We start from the raw sequence: 20,893 nt of genomic DNA, 5'->3' as shown, positions 1-20,893 counted from the left end.
CCAAATCTCTTTTTGTAGGGTGTGTTGTCGCGTAGCGCAACGCACCATCCTAAATTTCGGTGCGTTAGGACTAAAGTCCATAACGCACCCTACCAAATGAAAGGTTTTTGGACTTGTGTGTACACCTTAGCCGCAAGCGAGGAGGGGAGATCAGGTATAAAGCAGTGCTAGGTTGTCAAGACTTCGAGAGGTAAGCGACTGAAGGAAAGACGCTCATTCTGCACATCAACAAAAATGGTGTCGCCGTCGTGGAATTCACCACGTAAGATAGCTTTGGCAATTTGAGTTTCTAATTCTCTCTGAATTGCTCGCTTGAGTGGACGCGCTCCATATACAGGGTCATATCCTACTTCGGCTAAAAAGTCAAGGGATGAATCAGAGAGTTTTAAAGACATCTTGCGATCGCTCAATCTTTCTCTTAATCTTTCTACTTGTAACAGCACAATTTGCCGCAGTTCTTTTTTATCCAAACCGTGGAAGATGATAATTTCGTCAATGCGGTTCAGGAACTCTGGACGGAAGCTATTTCGCATTGCTTCCATGACTCGGCGACGCATTTCGTCATAATGTTCGGCTTCCCCAGCCACATCGAGAATATACTGAGAACCGATGTTACTGGTCATGATAATAATCGCGTTTTTGAAGTCCACTGTCCGACCTTGGGAATCAGTTACACGACCATCATCAAGAATTTGTAGTAAGATATTGAACACGTCAGCGTGGGCTTTTTCGATCTCGTCGAAGAGAATCACCGCATAGGGACGACGACGAATTACTTCAGTTAATTGACCGCCTTCTTCATAACCTACATATCCGGGAGGCGCACCAATTAATCGCGAAACTGCGTGTTTTTCCATATATTCAGACATATCAATTCGCACCAAAGATTCTTCAGTGTCGAACATATATGCTGCCAACGCTTTGGCTAGTTCGGTTTTACCTACACCTGTGGGACCGAGGAAAATAAAACTAGCAATGGGACGATTAGGATCAGCCAGTCCCGCACGCGATCGCTGAATTGCATCGGCTACAGCTGTCACAGCTTCGGCTTGTCCAATGACTCGGTTGTGCAGTTCATCTTCTAAATGCAGCAGTTTTTCTTTCTCGGATTCCACTAACTTGCTGATGGGGATTCTCGTCCACTTAGAAATAATTTCCGCAATGTCAGCTTCTGTAACTTCCTCACGCAATAGAGATTTGCCGGTTCTTTGAACGTTGGCTAATTCGCCTTCTGCGGTTTCTAATTGGCGGTGTAAATTGGTTAACTTGCCATATTTCAACTCAGCAGCGCGATTCAGGTCATAATTTCTTTCTGCTTGCTGAACCTCTAAGCTAACTCGGTCAATTTCTTCTTTAATTGACTGAATTTTATTGATAATATCTTTTTCAGACTGCCATTGAGCTGTCAGAGTTCTTTGTTCTTCTTTGAGATCCGCCAGTTCCTTTTCAATTCTTTCTAAACGTTCTCGCGAAGCTGCATCAGTTTCTTTTTGCAAAGACAGCTTTTCCATTTCCAACTGCAAAATCTTGCGGTCGATTTCGTCTAATTCCTCTGGTTTAGAGGTAATTTCCATTTTCAGGCGGGCGGCGGCTTCGTCTACCAAGTCAATGGCTTTATCTGGGAGGAAGCGATCGCTAATATACCGACTAGATAATGTAGCGGCTGCAACTAAAGCACTATCAGAAATTCTCACCCCGTGGTGGACTTCATAGCGTTCTTTCAAACCGCGTAAAATCGAAATTGTATCTGTGACGCTGGGCTGGTCTACATAAACCTGCTGGAAGCGTCTTTCTAGAGCCGCATCTTTTTCGATATACTTGCGATATTCATCTAAAGTTGTCGCCCCAATACACCGCAATTCACCCCGTGCTAACATCGGTTTTAACAAATTACCGGCATCCATCGCCCCTTGAGTCGCCCCAGCGCCGACCACAGTATGAATTTCATCAATAAATAGAACTATATTACCGCCGGATTCCGTAACTTCTTTTAATACTGCTTTCAGGCGTTCTTCAAATTCGCCCCGGAATTTCGCCCCGGCGATTAAAGCCCCCATATCTAAAGAGATTAATTTGCGGTCTTTCAGGGACTGGGGGACATCACCTGCAATAATTCGTTGTGCTAGACCTTCGGCGATCGCAGTTTTACCCACACCCGGTTCACCAATTAGCACAGGGTTATTCTTGGTACGGCGGGAGAGAATTTGCACAGTGCGGCGAATCTCATCATCCCGCCCAATCACTGGATCAAGTTGACCTTTCCGTGCTGCTTCTGTGAGGTCACGTCCATATTTTTCCAGTGCTTCATATTTGCCTTCTGGATTTTGGTCGGTCACTTTTTGACTCCCACGAATTTGCTTAATGATTTTCTTGAGCTTGCCTTCGTCTAAACCGAATTCTTGAAATAAACTCTTACCAAAGCGGTCATCTTTGGCATAAGCGAGCAATAAATGCTCAATTGAGATATATTCGTCCTTGAAATCTTGACGATAGACATCGGCTTTATCTAATAGTGTATCTAAACTTCGTCCCAAAAATACAGATGTGCTGCTACCAGATACTTTTGGCTGACGTTGGAAAAATTGCTCAGTGCGATCGCGGATTTTTTGCAAATCAACACCCGCCTTGGTTAAAATGCTGTTAGCTAGACCATCTTGTTCTAGCAGCGCTTTCATCAGGTGTTCACTTTCGAGTTGCTGTTGTTGATATTGTTTAGCAATATCTGGGGTATGGGCGATCGCTTCCCAGGCTTTTTCGGTAAATTGATTAGGATTAGTGGGTTGCATAAGCTTTTCGATAAACCACTCCAAATATGAGGCGCACAGAGAACAAGAGCCAGTTTTGTTTTTATATGGTTATTGTAGGAACACAGACAGAAATACCAGGATCGGTCTTCACGTCTTCAGTAAGTGGTATTTTCCTCTAGTCTTGTACTCAACCTGATCCTGAATTATTATTTGCCATTACACGATACACATATCTAAGCATCCATTCCATCAAAATCAACAACAATGTAATTTTTCTTTTATCGGATATTGGGATTTTTTTCCATCTCGAATATCTGTCGGTGAACAAGTTGAGTGAACCAAAGCAAATTATTGATACCAATTAATGTAGCCAGTATTGAAACAAATACAGCTAGGCATACTGTAGAACGATCATATTTGGTCATGGCAATGGTACTCAAGGTTAGGGGTGCAGTTTTCCAATAATAAGCCCGGCCTAACTCGATTAGGGACTTACTCGAAATAAATTATCCAAATAAAGGAACCACAGAGACACAGAGGACACAGAGTTATGAGACTTTGAGAGCTTTTTTGGGTTAGGTGATTGAGTATTTTTTATTTGGAAGTCCCTTACAAACTAAAAATGTGGGAACCTATACCCATTATCCACCGCTAATTTTGGCTTTATAACCTAACTTAGTCAAAATATCCAAAATTTTCTGTTTATGCTCGCCCTGAATTTCAATTTCATTATCTTTCACAGTACCACCAGAACCGCATTGACTTTTTAACTGTTTAACTAAATCAGTCAAAACTTCTGGTTTAGTCTGGAAACCGCTAATCACAGTCACAGTTTTACCCTTGCGTCCTTTGCGCGAAGCCTCCACCTTCAGGTTTTGTTGCTGCGGAGGTAATTCCGGAACCCCTCTTTGGGTAGCCGCAGAGTTATCATTACCAAATTCACGGTAAACAAAGCGTTTGTTAGAAGATTTATCAGAAGACATAAAACGTTTGATTAAGAAAAAATTCCAGTTTTAGCACCAGGCGACGGTCAGTCACGGCTACACAGGCGTGACGCGTAGCGTCTTCCCGGAGGGAAGGCCGCCTACGCGGGTTGAAAACCTTGATTTTCTGTTAGTCCGCGCAGGCGGACTTTGTTTGGGTGGTTCCGCGATTTCTAATCGCCAGGGCTGAGTATGCTTTTATAATAATTAAATCTATCCTGTCATCAAAAACTTTCCGTGACTACTACACCCCTCTCCCCCAGTTCCCTATCAAATACTCAGGTTCCCGACATCCTTGGACGCTTTGGACGCTTTGGCGGTAAGTACGTCCCGGAAACACTGATGCCGGCTTTAGCTGAATTAGAAACAGCTTATCAGCAATATCGCCACGACCCAAGTTTTCAAGCAGAATTACAAGATTTACTGCGAGATTATGTCGGACGCGCCACACCGTTGTATTTTGCCGAACGCCTCACTGCTCATTATGCCCGTCCCGATGGTACAGGAGCGCAAATTTACTTAAAGCGTGAAGACTTAAATCACACAGGCGCACATAAAATTAATAATGCCTTGGGTCAGGTATTGTTGGCGCGGCGCATGGGCAAGAAAAGAGTAATTGCCGAAACAGGCGCAGGACAGCATGGAGTAGCCACAGCGACGGTTTGCGCTCGGTTTGGGCTGGAATGTGTGATTTACATGGGCGTTCACGACATGGAACGTCAAGCCTTGAATGTATTCAGAATGCGATTGATGGGGGCTGAAGTTCGTCCAGTGGAAGCGGGAACCGGAACCCTCAAGGATGCGACTTCTGAAGCTATCCGCGATTGGGTGACGAACGTGGAAACAACTCACTACATTTTGGGTTCTGTCGCTGGTCCCCATCCTTACCCGATGATGGTACGGGATTTTCATGCTGTGATTGGTGTAGAAACTCGCGTTCAAGCAATGGAAAAGTGGGGCGGTTTACCTGATATTCTCATAGCTTGCGTGGGTGGTGGTTCCAACGCGATGGGATTATTCCACGAGTTTGTCAATGAGTCTTCTATCCGGTTAATTGGGGTAGAAGCAGCCGGCGAAGGTGTGAATACAGAAAAACACGCTGCTACCTTGACAAAAGGACAGATTGGTGTACTGCACGGAGCAATGAGCTATTTGTTGCAAGATGAAGAAGGGCAAATCATTGAGGCGCATTCCATTAGTGCAGGTTTAGATTATCCTGGGGTAGGGCCAGAACATAGCTATTTGAAGGATATGGGAAGGGCTGAATATTATAGTGTGACTGATGCAGAGGCTTTGGCAGCGTTCCAGCGACTATCTCGCCTAGAGGGAATTATACCAGCTTTGGAAACTGCTCATGCGATCGCTTATCTAGAAACCCTATGTCCTCAACTGAGTGGTAGTCCGCGAATTGTACTTAACTGTTCTGGACGCGGTGATAAGGATGTACAAACCGTAGCCAAGTTTTTAATCCCCGAATAACTCTGATTGCATTATCAATAACGCTAGGGTAGGCACTGTCCACCCTATAAAAATCAAGTCTGTAAATGGGAATGCAACCAAAATACAGACTTGAAAATTTATGTTTCGGGAAATGGACGACGGATTCTTGTCTGGATTTCATCTGCAACCACAAGACAACCCTTTAAAGCTACTAAAGATTGTTCATTTACAACGCGAGTTAAAATTTATAGCACAGCTTGACGGCTACGATTACGCGATCGCAATAATAAAATACCAGGATGCGTACCTGGTGGAAAACGGCGAACATCAGAAAAATCTAAATCAAGGGTAATGAAAAATCTTCCTTCAGCACAGACTTGTTGCCAAACAACTTCATCTTTTGCACCAGATAGTCCCTCATCTGTTACCCTGTCAGCACTATAACCAGATTGTTGTAAAAACTCAACGTGTTTTTGTGCCATGTTTTCGTCAAGTTTCACTAACATTTTTGTCATCGCAGTGGTAACAGTTCCTCTTCCCTAGTTAGTTGTGCTGCATAAGCAATAGCCGCTTTGATATCTTCTAAAGTTAGTGGTGGATAATCTTTGACTATTTCTTCAAAGGTCAGTCCATCAGCAAGGTTATCAAGAATAACTGATATCATGATACGTGTATCTTTGATACATGGTTTCCCGTGACACACTTGAGGATTAATACTAATGCGTTCTTGCCAGTTTTTCATATATTGGGTTTGCTTGTAAATAAGATTTGGGAAAATCACGATCAATAATTTTTTTACATAGTTAGCGCCTAAGCCTTGTTACCTACCTATAGCCCCTTTGCTTTCCCCACTCAAGCCATGCTTGAGTCATTTCTTTTGTATTTCCTCTGGATTCTGGAGATACAGGATCTTCTCTGGAAATAGATTTTAATGCCCAAAACCAACATCCAGAGTTTTTTTCTAATTCTCTAAGTAGTAAAGGTATAACAGGTTCACCCATTCCTATAATTTGTTGATAAGCTGGGTGCATACACATTTGGTTAGTTGATGATACACCACGATTTTCTTCATGCCACTGATTAGCAAGTGCTGTGAAAGTAGCTTCTATTTCTGCTTCTTTAGATGAGGCTTGTAGAGTTAATAAGTCTTCATTAGCTGTATATAGATTTTGAATTATTATTAGCATATCTAACATTAAGAAATTCCAAATATCAATAGATTTGGGTACTAAATCATTAGATTGCTTTGGACGCAAATGAACAATTTGATTTCTCAGCTTATACAAATAAGAACTAGCACTGCCATTTGGCTTGTCGGCATATAGATAATTTATATCTATTGATGCGAGTAGCTTTTTTAAAGAATCTTCTAATTTAGGTTCTAATTTTGTAGTTTCATAAAAATCAATATAAAAGTCTTGAACAGATTTACCTTTCAATGTAAATTTATCATAAAAATCTTTTAAGAAATAAAGAGGTTGTAGTCCTTCTATGCACCTATACAAGTCCAAATAAGCAAACTTGAAATCTGAGGCTACATAACTCGCCACAATATTTTCAAAAGGAATATATTTATTCCCTCTTCCAAATGTATTTTTAAACTCTTGTAAAACTTCTGTACTATATGGTAGCAAACAAGAACTTTCACTTTCAGTTAGCACAATACCTGTAATTTGATTTAGTTCTTCTTTATGAATAAATGTGTTAATTATTTTATATAAAAAAATACTTGTAAAACAATCTTTTAGGCTATAATCACCAATTACTGTATCAACATTAACTTCTTTAAATCCTGTTGGATTTGTGTCCCACTCACTTCCCAAAATTTCCTTTAATATATCGGTATCTCCTGTAAGAGGCAGGTCTAATTCGTCAATAATGGCTACCCACGCACCTGAATTAAGATTTTCTTCTTGTAGAAAACTGGGAATTCGATATTTAAATTTATGATTGACTAATACCAAATAATTCTCATTTTCATAAATGAGCCAAGCACTATAAAAATTAGGAAATAAACGTATTTTATTATCAATAGTTAAAAATTCTAACCATTTTTCACACGTTTTATCACCATAAATAGTGTATTTCTCTTCTGTATTAATAACAGCTTGTATTTTTACTACCACTTTTTTAATCGAGCTTGTTTTATTTCTTGTCATATATATTTTTAGTACATTTTGTTCCAGCAAACAGCAAAAGAGTTTATTTCATGTTCAGAAAAAATTACTTTAAAGCCATCTAAAAAGGCTTGTCTGTGTTTTTCTTTAGGAATAGAGCTTAATTTCTCTTTCAAAAGGTCTAAAGCAAGAAATTTGTGATTGTCTTGGAATTTGATTTGACCTTTAATTTGACCTTTAAGTTTCTCTAATTTAAAAATTATATTATTAAAATTATCCTCTACCTGTGCATAGTCTTTCTCAATATTACTTCCCAATAACCCAAAAGTTTTTTCCGCACAAGCTACTATAAATCCAACTCTTGCTGTTTGATTATTGAAAACATAGCGGTCTTCAATTCCTGAAAGTATTTGATCAATTTCAGTCATCAATTTAAAAATATCTTCAAATTTATCAATAATATGTGCCGATTTTTCCCTAATTAGACTCATAATATCTAAAGCTGCATGATATTCAGCTAATTGTTGTTTTTTGTCAATTCTTACTTTTCTAGAAGCAAACGCCAAAAACATCTCTACAATTTCTGACTGTGTATATAATTTCTGTGAGATTAACTTATCTAAATAAGGAACACGATATTTCAATTTTTTAAGAATTGGCTTAAAAACTACCTCTAATTGTTTATCAAGTCCCCAAGGAATTTGACCAGAATTAAGTACCAACATTCTATACAACAAAGCAGATTCATCTTGAGCAAACCAAAATTCAACTCTAAGATTATGATTAATATCTGATTTTTTTAGAGCATCTTTTAATGCTTGTATTCTTTGCATCCCATCTAAAATAGTAATAATATTTTCTTTTTCTTCTTTGTTTTTAATCTTGGGTTCAAAAAATTTCAAACATACATCTTCATCGATTTTTTTTATGTTTTCGCTAACATCAATAATTCCTAATACTATAGGAGGTAATATTCCTCCTTTTTGCAAATCTTCCACCATTTGATTACGAATAATTTTGGCAGACCTAGTTTGTAGAACTTCTCTTTGCTCATCAAGGTTGCCTTTCTGTCCGTGAATAGGTGTAACAAATTCTATAAAATCACGGATGCTAACTACTGTAAGGACAGAGTAGCAATTCAGATTTGTATCTTTTTGAATATCAATTATTCTGAATATTCTGAATTTCATAGATTAAGTGATATTTAGTGATACTAAAATTATAGGCTACTATTTTATTGATTTCATAAAGCTCAAATAGAATAAGCATAGACAATAAACTTCTCTCTTTCTCCTAATGACCCATGAAAAAATCCCCCACCTTAAGGCAGGGGACTTTTATTAACCTACAAAACTAGCAGCCGAATTAACCGAACTTACCAGCAGTTGAGGCAATCAAGAACGCCGCGTAGGTAACAACATAGCCGACAGTGAAGTGGGCTAGACCTACCAAACGAGCTTGAACAATGGATAGAGCAACGGGCTTGTCTTTCCAGCGAACCAAGTTAGCTAGAGGAGTACGCTCGTGCGCCCAAACAAGGGTTTCAATCAACTCTTGCCAGTAACCTCTCCAAGAAATCAGGAACATGAAACCAGTTGCCCAAACAAGGTGTCCGAATAGGAACATCCAAGCCCAAACAGATAGGTTATTCACGCCGTAAGGATTGTATCCGTTAATCAACTGAGCCGAGTTAGCCCAGAGATAGTCACGGAACCAGCCCATGAGATATGTAGAGTTTTCGTTAAACTGAGCAACGTTACCTTGCCAAATACCTAGATGTTTCCAGTGCCAGTAGAAGGTTACCCAACCAATGGTGTTTAACATCCAGAACATCGCTAGGTAGAAAGAGTCCCAAGCTGAGATGTCGCAAGTACCGCCACGGCCCGGACCGTCGCAAGGGAACGCATAGCCGAAGTCCTTTTTATCGGGCATCAACTTGGAACCACGAGCGTCCAAAGCACCTTTAACAAGTACCAAGGTGGTGGTGTGAATAGCCAAAGCGAATGCGTGGTGAACCAAGAAGTCGCCAGGGCCGATTGTTAAGAATAGGGAGTTGGTACCAGAGTTAATGGCATCCAACCAGCCACCCAACCAAACGTTGCCGTAGTTAGGATAAGCTGTGTAGGCGATGCTGTCTGGGTTAGACAGCAATGTGTCTAAACCGTAAAGTACTTTACCGTGAGCAGCTTGAATGAATTGTGCGAACACAGGCTCAATCAAGATTTGCTTTTCAGGAGTACCGAAAGCTACTACTACATCGTTGTGTACATACAGACCAAGGGTATGGAAGCCCAAGAATAGCGATACCCAGCTGAGGTGAGAAATAATCGCTTCTTTGTGCTGTAATATCCGGTCAAGTACGTTGCCTTTGTTTTGTTCGGGGTCGTAGTCACGTACCCAGAAGATGGCGGCGTGGGCAAAAGCACCAACCATCAAGAAGCCAGCAATATACTGGTGATGAGTGTACAGCGCTGCTTGAGTTGTGTAGTCCTTAGCAATGAATGCGTAAGGAGGCAGGGCGTACATATGCTGCGCTACCAACGAAGTGGCGGTTCCCAGTGCTGCTAAAGCTAGAGACAACTGGAAGTGCAGGGAGTTGTTAATGGTGTCGTACAAACCTTGGTGAGGCAGGTTGAATTGACCTTCACTCTTGCTACCAGGGATTAAACCGGATTTGGAATTCAGCATTTCTTTGATGCTGTGACCAATTCCAAAGTTAGTCCGGTACATATGACCAGCAATAATGAAGATAACTGCGATCGCCAAGTGGTGGTGAGCCATATCGGTCAACCACAAGGATTCTGTCTGAGGATGGAAACCACCCAAGAAAGTCAGAATCGCTGTACCTGAACCTTCAGATGTACTAAAAATATGGCCAGCAGTATCAGGGTTAGCAGCGTAAACTCCCCAGTTACCTGTGAAGAACGGAGTCAAACCTGCTGGGTGGGGCAGTGTGGTGAGGAAGTTATCCCAACCAACGTGCTGTCCGCGAGATTCGGGGATAGCAACGTGAATCAAGTGACCAGCCCAAGCCAAAGAACTAACACCAAACAACGCTGACAAGTGATGGTTCAGGCGAGGTTCAGCACTCTTAAACCAAGAGAGGCTAGGACGGAACTTGGGTTGTAAGTGCAACCAACCAGCAAATAAGAATAACGCTGATAACAAGAGGAGGAACACAGAACCGGTATACAGTTCGCTGTTCGTCCGCATCCCGATTGTGTACCACCAGTGGTAAACACCAGAGTAAGCAATGTTTACAGGATTGCTTGCGCCACCTTGGGTAAATGCTTCAATCGCAGGTTCACCAAAGTGGGGGTCCCAAATCGCATGGGCGATCGGGCGGATGTGAAGGGGATCTTTAATCCACTGTTCAAAGTTACCTTGCCAGGCCACGTGGAACAGGAGGCTGGAAGCCCACAGGAAAATGATTGCCAAGTGACCGAAGTGAGTGGCGAAAATCTTTTGGTAAAGATTTTCTTCAGTCATGCCATCGTGGCTTTCAAAGTCGTTTCCTGTAGCGATCGCATACCATATCCGACGAGTCGTCGGGTCCTGTGCGAGATCCTGGCTAAATTTTGGAAATTTCGTTGCCATAGGTTTGAGAAATCCTCTGACTTTTAGCCATCAGGTGTCATCTTTTGAAGTTCTGAGTTTTGAGTAACTAGGTTTTGAGCTTTGATCACTCAGCACCCAGCCCTCAGCCCTCAGCACTTCTGAAGTGAATTGCTACCCTACTGAAAGGATGTGTGCGTGGAAGAATGCCCAGGTGGTTACAATTCCTCCTAAGAGGTAGTGAGCTACACCTACAGCTCGTCCCTGAATAATGCTCAGAGCGCGAGGCTGAATTGCTGGTGCTACTTTCAACTTATTGTGCGCCCAAACAATGGACTCAATCAGTTCTTGCCAGTAGCCGCGACCACTGAACAGGAACATTAAGCTGAATGCCCATACAAAGTGAGCGCCTAAGAAGAGTAGACCATAAGCAGATAAAGCACTGCCGTAGGAGTTGATTACTTGTGCAGATTGCGCCCACAAGAAGTCACGCAACCAGCCATTAATGGTAATGGCACTTTCAGCAAAGTTACCACCAGTAATGTGAGACACATTACCTGCTGCATCTACTGTTCCCCAGACATCTGATTGCATTTTCCAACTGAAGTGGAAGATCACAATCGATAGGGAGTTGTACATCCAGAATAATCCGAGGAACACGTGGTCCCAACCAGATACTTGGCAAGTACCGCCACGGCCTGGACCGTCGCAAGGGAAGCGGAAGCCTAAGTTTGCCTTGTCTGGAATCAGACGAGAACTACGGGCGTACAATACACCCTTGAGCAGAATCAGGACGGTGACGTGAATGGTGAAGGCGTGGATGTGGTGAACTAAAAAGTCCGCTGTACCCAAAGCAATAGGCATCATTGCCACTTTGCCGCCAACAGCCAAAATACCGCCGCCAAAAGCATAACTAACTGGCTCTATAGCATTAGGAGCAGTACCACCAGGAGCTAGGGTGTGCAAGTTTTGCACCCACTGAGCAAATACTGGCTGCAACTGAATTGCCGAGTCGGAGAACATATCTTGGGGACGACCCAAGGCACGCATTGTATCGTTGTGGATGTACAAACCAAAGCTGTGGAAGCCTAAGAAAATACACACCCAGTTCAGATGGGAAATAATAGCATCCCGGTGACGAATCACACGATCTAACACGTTGTTTTGGTTCACAACAGGATCGTAATCCCGCACCATGAATATGGCTGCGTGAGCCGCACCACCAACAATCAAGAAGCCACCGATCCACATATGGTGGGTGAATATACACAATTGCGTTGCGTAGTCCGTTGCCAAGTACGGATACGGGGGCATTGCGTACATATGGTGAGCAATGATGATCGTCAGTGAACCCAAGAAAGCAAGGTTAGTTGCCAACTGAGCGTGCCAGGATGTGGTCAGGTTTTCATACAAACCTTTATGACCTTCTCCTGTGAAGGGACCTTTATGGTTTTCCAGGATTTCTTTAATACTGTGACCGATACCCCAATTGGTACGGTACATATGACCAGCAATGATGAACAGAACCGCGATCGCCAAATGGTGATGGGCAATATCGGTCATCCACAAGCCGCCTGTTACAGGGTTCAAACCGCCCTTGAAGGTGAGGAAGTCAGCATACTGACCCCAGTTCAAGGTGAAGAATGGTGTTAACCCACTAGCAAAGCTGGGATACAAATCTGTCAACAAGTCTTTGTTCAGGATTAACTCATGGGGTAAAGGTATATCTTTAGCAGCTACACCTGCATCCAAAAGTTTGTTGATTGGTGCTGACACATGGATTAGGTGTCCAGTCCATCCCAAGGAACCACAACCTAGCAATACTGCCAAGTGATGATTCAGCATTGACTCCACGTTCTGGAACCATTCCAGTTTAGGAGCGCGCTTGTGGTAATGGAACCAACCAGCAAATAAGAACAATCCTGCTAATACCAAGCCGCCAATAGCTGTGACATAAAGCTGGAATGAGCTTGTGATGCCCCAGCCGCGCCATACTTGGAACAAGCCAGAGGTGATCTGAATACCGCGGAATCCACCGCCGACATCACCATTTAAAATGTCTTGTCCCACAATGGGCCATACAACTTGAGCGCTGGGACTCACATTTAATGGGTCGCTTAACCAGGCTTCGTAATTCGAGAATTTAGCGCCGTGGAATAACATCCCGCTTAACCAAATCGCTACTACGGATAAATGTCCGAAGTGTGCCGCGAAGATTTTACGAGAAATGTCTTCTAAATCGCTTGTATGTGTATCAAAGTCATGGGCGAGGGCATGAAGGTTCCAAATCCAGGTGGTGGTTTTGGGGCCTTTGGCTAAGGATCTGTCGAAGTGTCCTGGTTTTGCCCATTTTTCAAATGAGGTAGGAACAGGATCTTTATCAACTATGACTCTTGCCTTCTTTTCCTCTCGCTCCGGAGGACTAATCGTCATTCGACCTCCTCTCTTAGTAAGGAATGAGGAATCATAAATACCACAAAGTTAAACCTAGTCGCAAACTACAGAATTTCCTGAAGCAGTGATGAAGAATCTATGTGGAAGTTTGTTTCTGTTGAATTATAGACTCATTACAGGTGCATTGTTAAACACATTTTAACAATAATTCAAATTAGCTGAAATAATTGCCATACAAGCTTTTTATTTGCGAACTTTCTCGCGAAAAGTCAAGAGTTTATTCATTTAATTTACAAAGGATAACAATTCGTCAAACTTATGGCTTAACACAATTAACCCCATTTAGCTGGCATTACAGCTGAATCTTTTTATTTTTTTTCTATGTTTCAATTGCTACGGGAAAAATTTGGAGAAAGTATTAATTATTTTAAATTTATCTAAAAAAATCAAAATAAAATGTTATGCGATGTGAGAAACATTTCACCTTTTGGGCTATGGTGTCCGATGTACGGTTTAAGTCAGAATAACTTAAGTAGTTCTGGTTCGAGGACTTGCAGCCGTAGGGCATACGGTCAAGATGCTTGCAGAGGGTAAATTCATTGGAATCCCAGTGAAGCAAGAATCCCCGAATTTATAGGGGAGTGTCAATGACGACTAACCATCACTAGGATCAAATGCATGAAATTTTGGCAGCCAGGAATGCTCAACCAGATATTTTATCGGAGATTTACTATTATCAGGTGGCTGATGACATTGGTGCTGGTATTGACTTTAGCCAGTTGTGGTGAAAAAGCTGGTAGCCAAGAAGTGGCTGTGAGCCAGAGAAATAACCCGCCCAAAATTTCTCAGATTTCTCAGCAATTTTCCGAAGTTTCCCCACCAGAGGTCATTCAGGAACTACGCCTCACCTTGGAAAATTATCGGCCACAGGTGACATTTTTATCCCCCCAACCTGATGAAATTCTCCAAGACAGCAAAGTTACAGTTAACTTTCAGGTAAAGGATATACCAATATTCAAAGATCCTGAATTGGAATTAGGGCCTCATTTACACGTAATTCTCGATAACCAACCTTATATAGCTGTTTACGATGTAAATAAGCCTTTAGTTTTACCAGAAGTTTCCCCTGGTACACATACCTTACGCGTTTTTGCTTCTCGTCCTTGGCACGAAAGCTTTAAAAATGAAGGTGCTTACGCCCAGACAACATTCCATATTTTCACGAAAACTGAGGACAATAACCCTGATCCTACTCTGCCTGTACTAACTTACAGCCGTCCTAAAGGCAGTTATGGAGCAGAACCAATTTTACTGGACTTTTATTTAACTAACGCGCCTCTGCATCTTGTCGCTGAAGACAACCCCAACGATACAGTCAGCGATTGGCGCATCCGTTGCACTATTAATGATGAAAGCTTCATTTTGGATCGCTGGCAACCAATTTACCTCAAGGGCTTCAAACCTGGTAAAAATTGGATAAAACTAGAATTCCTCGATAATCAGGGAAATCCTCTAAAAAATGCCTTTAATACCACAGCCAGACTGATTAATTATCAGCCCCAGGGTAAAGACACACTTTCGAGAATTGTCAGAGGAGAATTAAAAGCGGATCAGGCGCGTAGTATTGTAGACCCCAATTACACTGCGAATAAACCAGTAGTTGAACCTACACCTACTCCCAGCGTTGAAACAACACCAGAATCACAGCCTCAGATTATTCCTAAAACTGAAGTTCCAGAAACACCTGTAAAACCTACACCCCAAGTTGAAGCATCCGAAACATCAAAATCTGAGGTATTCTTCAAACGTCGTGCAGTCCCGACAATAGAACCGTCACCGAGTTTACCCCCGACACTACCAGAGATTATTGAGTCACCTGCACCGGAAGCTCAACCTGAGATAATTCCCACGCCTCCAGTGGAAGCACCGGAAAAATTAGCGAAACCAGAAACACCTAAATCTGAGGGATTTTTCCAACGTCGTTCAGTCCCGACAACGGAACCGTCACCGAGTTTATCCCCGACACTACCAGAGATTATTGAGTCACCTGCACCGGAAGCTCAACCTGAGATAATTCCCACACCTCCAGTGGAAGCACCGGAAAAATTAGCGAAACCAGAAACACCTAAATCTAGTGAGTCAACTGCACCGGAAGCACAACCAGAGGAAACGCCAACAGGTGAATCAATACCGTTACCCACAAAAATTGCTCCCGATCCTGAAGAACCGTCATTAAAAAGATATTTCAACCCTAAACAACTGCCAAATTTTAAATTATCTCCTAGTGAGCCTTCAGTAGTTCCAGAAACTACGCCTGTACCAGAACAGGAAGAAAGGGCTGGGGAATACAAAGTTACCACTATGGAGGAATAACAGAACCACCAGTTAGGAGGATAGATAAGAAGGAATTTGGCAGAAATACAGCAGTTTGCAAGTGAGTATAGTTGATCAAAAAATACTCAACTATATCTGTACTTCATTTCAATGAAAACTGCTGTATTTCAACCATTTTGTGGGGTGGGCATCCTGCCCGCCCGGATTATGAGACAACTATATTAGTATCGCCTACCACTAAGGCCAAAGGATATTCCATGACTCCCCGTGTCAGAGCGCCGGAACTACCACAAAATTACACTTGGCTTAACACTGATAAACCCTTATCTCTCAAAGAACTCAAGGGTAGAGTCGTAATTTTGGACTTTTGGACATATTGCTGTATTAATTGTCTCCACATTCTGCCAGATTTAAAATACTTAGAACAAAAATATCAAGACAGCCTGACGGTTATCGGCGTACACTCGGCTAAATTTGACAACGAAAAAGAAATTGAGAATATTCGCCAAGCCATCCTGCGCTACGACATCGAACATCCAGTTTTAGTAGATAGAGATTTTCGGGTTTGGGAAGAGTATACTGTGCGTGCTTGGCCTACCTTCATGATTATTGATCCAGAAGGTTACGTAGTAGGTTATCTTTCTGGTGAAGGCAAGCGTGATAGTTTAGACGAGTTAATTCAGCAGTTAATTAGTGAACACCAAGAAAAAGGTACGATTAATTTCCAGGAAATCAGCGTAACTTTAGAAAAACAACGTCAAGCATTAACTACACCACTAGCCTTTCCCGGTAAAGTTCTCGCCACTCCCGCCGGGTTATTCATCGCGGACTCTGGACATCACCGTGTAGTAATGAGTAGCTACGACGGAGAAATTCTGCACTTAATTGGAACGGGAAAATCTGGCTTAACCGATGGTGCATTTAACGAAGCGCAGTTTTTCGCACCCCAAGGAATGGCATTTGATCCAGAAAATCAGATGCTTTACGTTGCTGATACAGAAAATCATACCCTGCGACGAGTTGACCTCAAGCGTCAAATAGTAAAAACCATCGCTGGAACTGGTGAACAAAGCCGCAATATTTATCCTCATGGGGGTGCAGGAATAGAAACCGCTTTAAATTCCCCTTGGGATGTAGTGCAATTGGGACAAACCCTATTTATTGCAATGGCTGGGTCGCATCAAATTTGGCAAATGAACTTAGAAAGCGGTATCGTTAAAACCTATGCTGGTACTGGTGCAGAAGCTTGTATAGATGGTTTACTTACCGACTCAGTATTTGCCCAACCCAGTGGAATCACGACCAATGGACAAGAATTGTATATTGCTGATAGTGAAGTAAGTTCAATTCGTGGCGTAGGACTAAAGGAACCGCAACAAGTCAGAAGCATTTGTGGTAGTAAGCAATTATTTGGTTTTGGTGATGTTCATGGACAAGGTGAAAATGTCCGCTTACAGCATTGTTTAGGAGTTGAATATGCCCAAAATTATCTGTGGGTAGCAGATACCTACAACCACAAAATTAAATTAGTCAGTCCCAGTACAGGTAATTGTCAAACAATTTTGGGAGATGGTTCTGCGGGTTTACAAGACGGTCAAGGGCAAAATACACGTTTCTTTGAACCTTCGGGACTGAGTGTGATGGGTGACTATCTATATATTAGTGATACGAATAACCATGCTATCCGTCGCGGAGATTTAAATAAGTTTGAGGTGACAACTTTAAAATTTCCTGGTTTGTGTGCGCCAGACGTATGTACACCGTAGCCTATGGGGTATTTCTGTAAATAACCACCGATAAACACAGATAAATACAAAAAACCTCCGCGTACCTTTGCGCTTACCTCCGCGCCCCTCTGCGTTAAAAAATCATAAAATTAATTTATGTCAACTTACTCTAAATAAATAGAAAAATTACTGAAAAATTAAAACAAATATTACAATACAAGCTTATTACTTGAGCAACATACTCTCACAAAATCATATACTTGACGAGTCACCGATGTATTCACAAGTACGAAGTAACAAAACTATCATAAAACACTCGTAATCTCTTCCATAAAAAACAAGCGAATGCATGGTAAATTTTAAATCCATCGTATTCCGTTCAAGGGTCGCCCCATGCATCTGCACTATTTACACACCCAACACCTTGAGGAATTAGTCAAGAGTAGCAGTATAGATTTACACTTATCACAACTGAATTTTAAATCTCTCCAAGACGCATCAGCCTATGAGTATCTGTTAATTTCTGAGCATCTTCCCCGTACCAACACTGGTAGGGTGAGAAATGGTTGGTTACAGCGTTATAATCATGTCACCGCAGGCGGTTGGTGGTGTTCTGGTTTAGATCCTTTAAATAACTGGGAATCAATGGAATGGGGATGTTTTAAACCAAACCAACCCCGAATTAATCAGAATGGTAAATCCATCAAGTACGAACATCCACCCAGCACACCAACACGGGTATTTTGTCTGCGGGTGACAATAAAAATTTGGCAGCAAGTATCGCAACGGTATAATCTAACGATGCCCAGCAATATCAACGTTAATGCTCATGGAGAAGCTGAGGGGTTTTGGCAATGGGTAATGCAACAAAATTTACCCGTCATCATCTGCGAGGGTGTGAAGAAAGCAGCAGCATTATTAACACAAGGATACGCTGCGATCGCCATTCCGGGAATTACCAGTGGTTATCGAGTTTTTAAAGATACCTTTGGCAAAGTCACCAGTCGTCAACTGATTCCCGACCTAGCAGCATTTGCAACAACAAACCGCGCCTTTTATATTTGCTTTGATTTTGAAACTCAACCGAGGAAAATTGCTGCTATCAATAACGCCATTTCCCAACTAGGTTGTTTATTCCAAGAAAAAAAATGCCCTGTTAAAGTTATCGAACTTCCAGGAATAGAAAAAGGTGTTGATGAACTAATTGTTGCTAAAGGTGCAAGTGCTTTCGATAAAATTTATCGCCAAAGCGTTGATTTAGAGATTTATTTAGCCCAAAGTAAACCCCATACTCAGTTAACTATTCCAGCTGGACTCACCGTCAACTGTCCTTACTTAGAAGAAGTATGTTATCCCGCTTCTGGGTTAGTGGGAGTAAAATCAGCCAAAGGAACAGGAAAAACCACAGCCCTGCAAGGCATTGTTAACAAAGCTCAAGCTATAAATAGACCTGTATTATTAATTACACACAGAATTCAATTAGGTCGTTTTTTGTGTGAGAAAATTGGTATTCAATGGGGATTTAATAATAAACAACATTTAATGCAAGCAGATAAGAATTTACCTATTATCAGCGATCCATTAAACAAAACAAAGTCTTTCGGTTTATGTGTTGATTCTATTTGGAAACTTAACCCTAAAGATTGGCAAGGCGCAATATTAATTCTGGATGAAGTAGAACAATCTTTGTGGCATCTACTTAATAGTAATACTTGTAAACATAAACGAGTTAAAATTCTAAAATTATTTCAACAGCTAATTTCAACAGTTTTGACAACAGGGGGGTTAGTAATTGCCCAAGATGCTGATTTGTCAGATGTATCTTTAGAATATTTGCAAAAATTATCAGGAATTAAAATAACGCCTTGGGTGTTGTTAAATCAATGGAAACCTCAGAAAGGCTGGAATGTGACTTTCTATGATTCTCCTAACCCCACACCCTTGATTCATAAACTAGAATTAGACTTAATAGCAGGACTTAAATGTTACGTAACTACAGATAGTCGTTCTGGGCGTTATAGTTGCGAAACAATTGAAAGCTACCTCAAAGAACGTTTAGAAAAATTACGACAGCAATTTCCCAAATCTCTAGTAATAAGCAGTCGCACAACCAGCACACCTGGTCATGCAGCCGTTGATTTTGTGGGAGATATTAATCAAAAAATACCTGAATATGATACCGTTTTTGTCACTCCTAGCCTTGGAACAGGAATTAGTATTGATGTCCAACACTTCGACCGAGTTTATGGGATTTTTCAAGGAGTAATTCCTGACTCAGAAGCCCGACAAGCATTAGCCAGAGTCCGGGATAATGTTCCTCGTATTGTCTGGTGTGCTAAGAGAGGAATAGGCTTAATTGGGAGTGGGAGTACAAATTATCGCTTACTATCTGACTGGTATCAAGAAAATCAAAAAGAAAACTTAGCCTTGCTGAGTCCTTTACATAAAATAGATGTAGATTTACCATTAGTTTATGACCCAATACATTTACGGACTTGGGCAAAATTATCTGCTAGGGTAAACGCCTCGATTCGTCTCTATCGCCAATCAATGCAAGATGGTTTAATAGCAGATGGACATCAAATCTGGTTGCGAAGTAATGCTGTTCACAATAATATTGTCAGAGATTTACGCCTAGCATTTTTGGCAACAGATTCTGACGATGTGGAAAACCGCAAAAGGTTAGTTATAGAAATCGTGAAAGTGCAAAGAGATTGGTCAGAAAAGCGTCAAAAAGCGAAAGATATTAAATACCAAATTCGAGAGATTAAGCAACAACATCAATTATTAGCCGCGATTGCTGTAGCCAAAGCACGAGATATTAATTATTTAGAGTATGAGCAACTATTAAATAAACATTCTCTATTAGAAGCAGAACGTCACCAAATTGATAAATATACTCTCAGACAAAGATATGGGATTCCAGTTACTCCTGAATTAAAGTTGCGGGATGACAAAGGGTACTATGTTCAATTACTGCTTCACTATTACCTTACACATGAAAGCGAGTATTTTCATGTCAGAGATCAGCAAGAATGGCAGCAACAATTATTGTGGGGTGATGGGAAAGTTTTTCTGCCAGATTTAAAAACTTATACCTGCAAAGTTGAAGCTATGAGAGCGTTAGGAATGCTGCAATTTTTAGAACCAGAAAGAAAATTTACAGAAGATCATCCTGATTTACTTTTGCTTAAAGATGTTGCTTCTCAGCATAGTAAACACATTAAAAGAGTCTTAGGGATTGATTTGGTTAGAGGCAAAGAAAGTATTTCAGCAATAAAAATACTCAGCCGACTATTAAAACTATTGGGTTTGAAACTAAAACGAGTCCATAAAACATATCAAATAGACTCAGATACATTCTATGATGGTAGGGAAAAAATATTTACCATTTGGCATCAACGCGATGAGTTAATGTTAGCTGGGATCAATAATTTTGAGGGTAAAACGGCTAATAATTATCCAAAATCAAAGGTTGAGTCGGGGAAGAATAAATATGTCGGGGTAAACAATTAAAGAACCTCACCCCAACCCTCTCCTTACTAAGGAGAGGGAGCAAGAATTTTGTTTGTTCAGTTAATAAATGGGGGTGATTT

The 20,893-nt window shown here is 41.3% G+C and carries 12 protein-coding genes; 4 read left to right on the top strand and 8 right to left on the bottom strand.

Annotation, left to right across the window (positions count from 1 at the left end):
• Positions 1 to 167: 167 nt before the first annotated feature.
• Positions 168 to 2,786 (bottom strand): ATP-dependent chaperone ClpB, encoded by a 2,619-nt coding sequence (gene clpB / locus NSP_RS18340; RefSeq protein ID WP_006194478.1) that lies wholly within the window; start codon positions 2,784 to 2,786, stop codon positions 168 to 170.
• Positions 2,787 to 3,388: 602 nt separating this feature from the next.
• Positions 3,389 to 3,730, bottom strand: a complete 342-nt coding sequence (locus NSP_RS18335; protein WP_006194479.1) for a translation initiation factor — start codon at positions 3,728 to 3,730, stop codon at positions 3,389 to 3,391.
• A 237-nt stretch (positions 3,731 to 3,967) separates the two neighbouring features.
• Here NSP_RS18335 and trpB point away from each other — a divergent pair, with 237 nt between their 5' ends.
• On the top strand, positions 3,968 to 5,209 hold the full coding sequence (gene trpB, locus NSP_RS18330) for a tryptophan synthase subunit beta (protein ID WP_017804315.1): 1,242 nt from the start codon (positions 3,968 to 3,970) through the stop codon (positions 5,207 to 5,209).
• Between the two features lie 206 nt (positions 5,210 to 5,415).
• On the opposite strand, the gene NSP_RS18325 is transcribed toward trpB, so the two are convergent.
• From NSP_RS18325 to psaA, 6 genes are all read right to left on the bottom strand, one after another.
• On the bottom strand, positions 5,416 to 5,676 hold the full coding sequence (locus tag NSP_RS18325) for a DUF5615 family PIN-like protein (protein ID WP_197538889.1): 261 nt from the start codon (positions 5,674 to 5,676) through the stop codon (positions 5,416 to 5,418).
• Between the two features lie 5 nt (positions 5,677 to 5,681).
• Positions 5,682 to 5,912 carry a DUF433 domain-containing protein gene (locus tag NSP_RS18320; protein ID WP_006194482.1) on the bottom strand — a complete coding sequence of 77 codons (231 nt, stop codon included), beginning with the start codon at positions 5,910 to 5,912 and terminating at the stop codon, positions 5,682 to 5,684.
• An 82-nt stretch (positions 5,913 to 5,994) separates the two neighbouring features.
• The gene (locus tag NSP_RS18315; RefSeq protein WP_006194483.1) at positions 5,995 to 7,329 is read right to left on the bottom strand and encodes a hypothetical protein; all 1,335 of its coding nucleotides are present in this window, start codon (positions 7,327 to 7,329) and stop codon (positions 5,995 to 5,997) included.
• An 8-nt stretch (positions 7,330 to 7,337) separates the two neighbouring features.
• Positions 7,338 to 8,477 carry a hypothetical protein gene (locus NSP_RS18310; RefSeq protein ID WP_006194484.1) on the bottom strand — a complete coding sequence of 380 codons (1,140 nt, stop codon included), beginning with the start codon at positions 8,475 to 8,477 and terminating at the stop codon, positions 7,338 to 7,340.
• A 175-nt stretch (positions 8,478 to 8,652) separates the two neighbouring features.
• The gene (gene psaB, locus NSP_RS18305) at positions 8,653 to 10,884 is read right to left on the bottom strand and encodes a photosystem I core protein PsaB (protein ID WP_006194485.1); all 2,232 of its coding nucleotides are present in this window, start codon (positions 10,882 to 10,884) and stop codon (positions 8,653 to 8,655) included.
• 132 nt (positions 10,885 to 11,016) lie between these two features.
• Positions 11,017 to 13,275 carry a photosystem I core protein PsaA gene (psaA, locus tag NSP_RS18300; RefSeq protein ID WP_006194486.1) on the bottom strand — a complete coding sequence of 753 codons (2,259 nt, stop codon included), beginning with the start codon at positions 13,273 to 13,275 and terminating at the stop codon, positions 11,017 to 11,019.
• Between the two features lie 708 nt (positions 13,276 to 13,983).
• Here psaA and NSP_RS18295 point away from each other — a divergent pair.
• From NSP_RS18295 to NSP_RS18285, 3 genes are all read left to right on the top strand, one after another.
• Complete coding sequence (locus NSP_RS18295; protein ID WP_017804313.1) at positions 13,984 to 15,609, top strand: hypothetical protein; 1,626 nt, start codon at positions 13,984 to 13,986, stop codon at positions 15,607 to 15,609.
• A gap of 218 nt (positions 15,610 to 15,827) precedes the next feature.
• Positions 15,828 to 17,336, top strand: coding sequence for a thioredoxin-like domain-containing protein (locus NSP_RS18290; protein WP_006194488.1), 1,509 nt, complete (start codon positions 15,828 to 15,830; stop codon positions 17,334 to 17,336).
• Positions 17,337 to 17,690: 354 nt separating this feature from the next.
• Positions 17,691 to 20,813, top strand: coding sequence for a plasmid replication protein, CyRepA1 family (locus NSP_RS18285; RefSeq protein WP_006194489.1), 3,123 nt, complete (start codon positions 17,691 to 17,693; stop codon positions 20,811 to 20,813).
• Positions 20,814 to 20,893 lie beyond the last annotated feature (80 nt).

The organism is Nodularia spumigena CCY9414 (genome assembly GCF_000340565.2).
Lineage (GTDB): Bacteria > Cyanobacteriota > Cyanobacteriia > Cyanobacteriales > Nostocaceae > Nodularia > Nodularia spumigena.
This window is presented reverse-complemented; position numbering and strand designations above follow the sequence as displayed.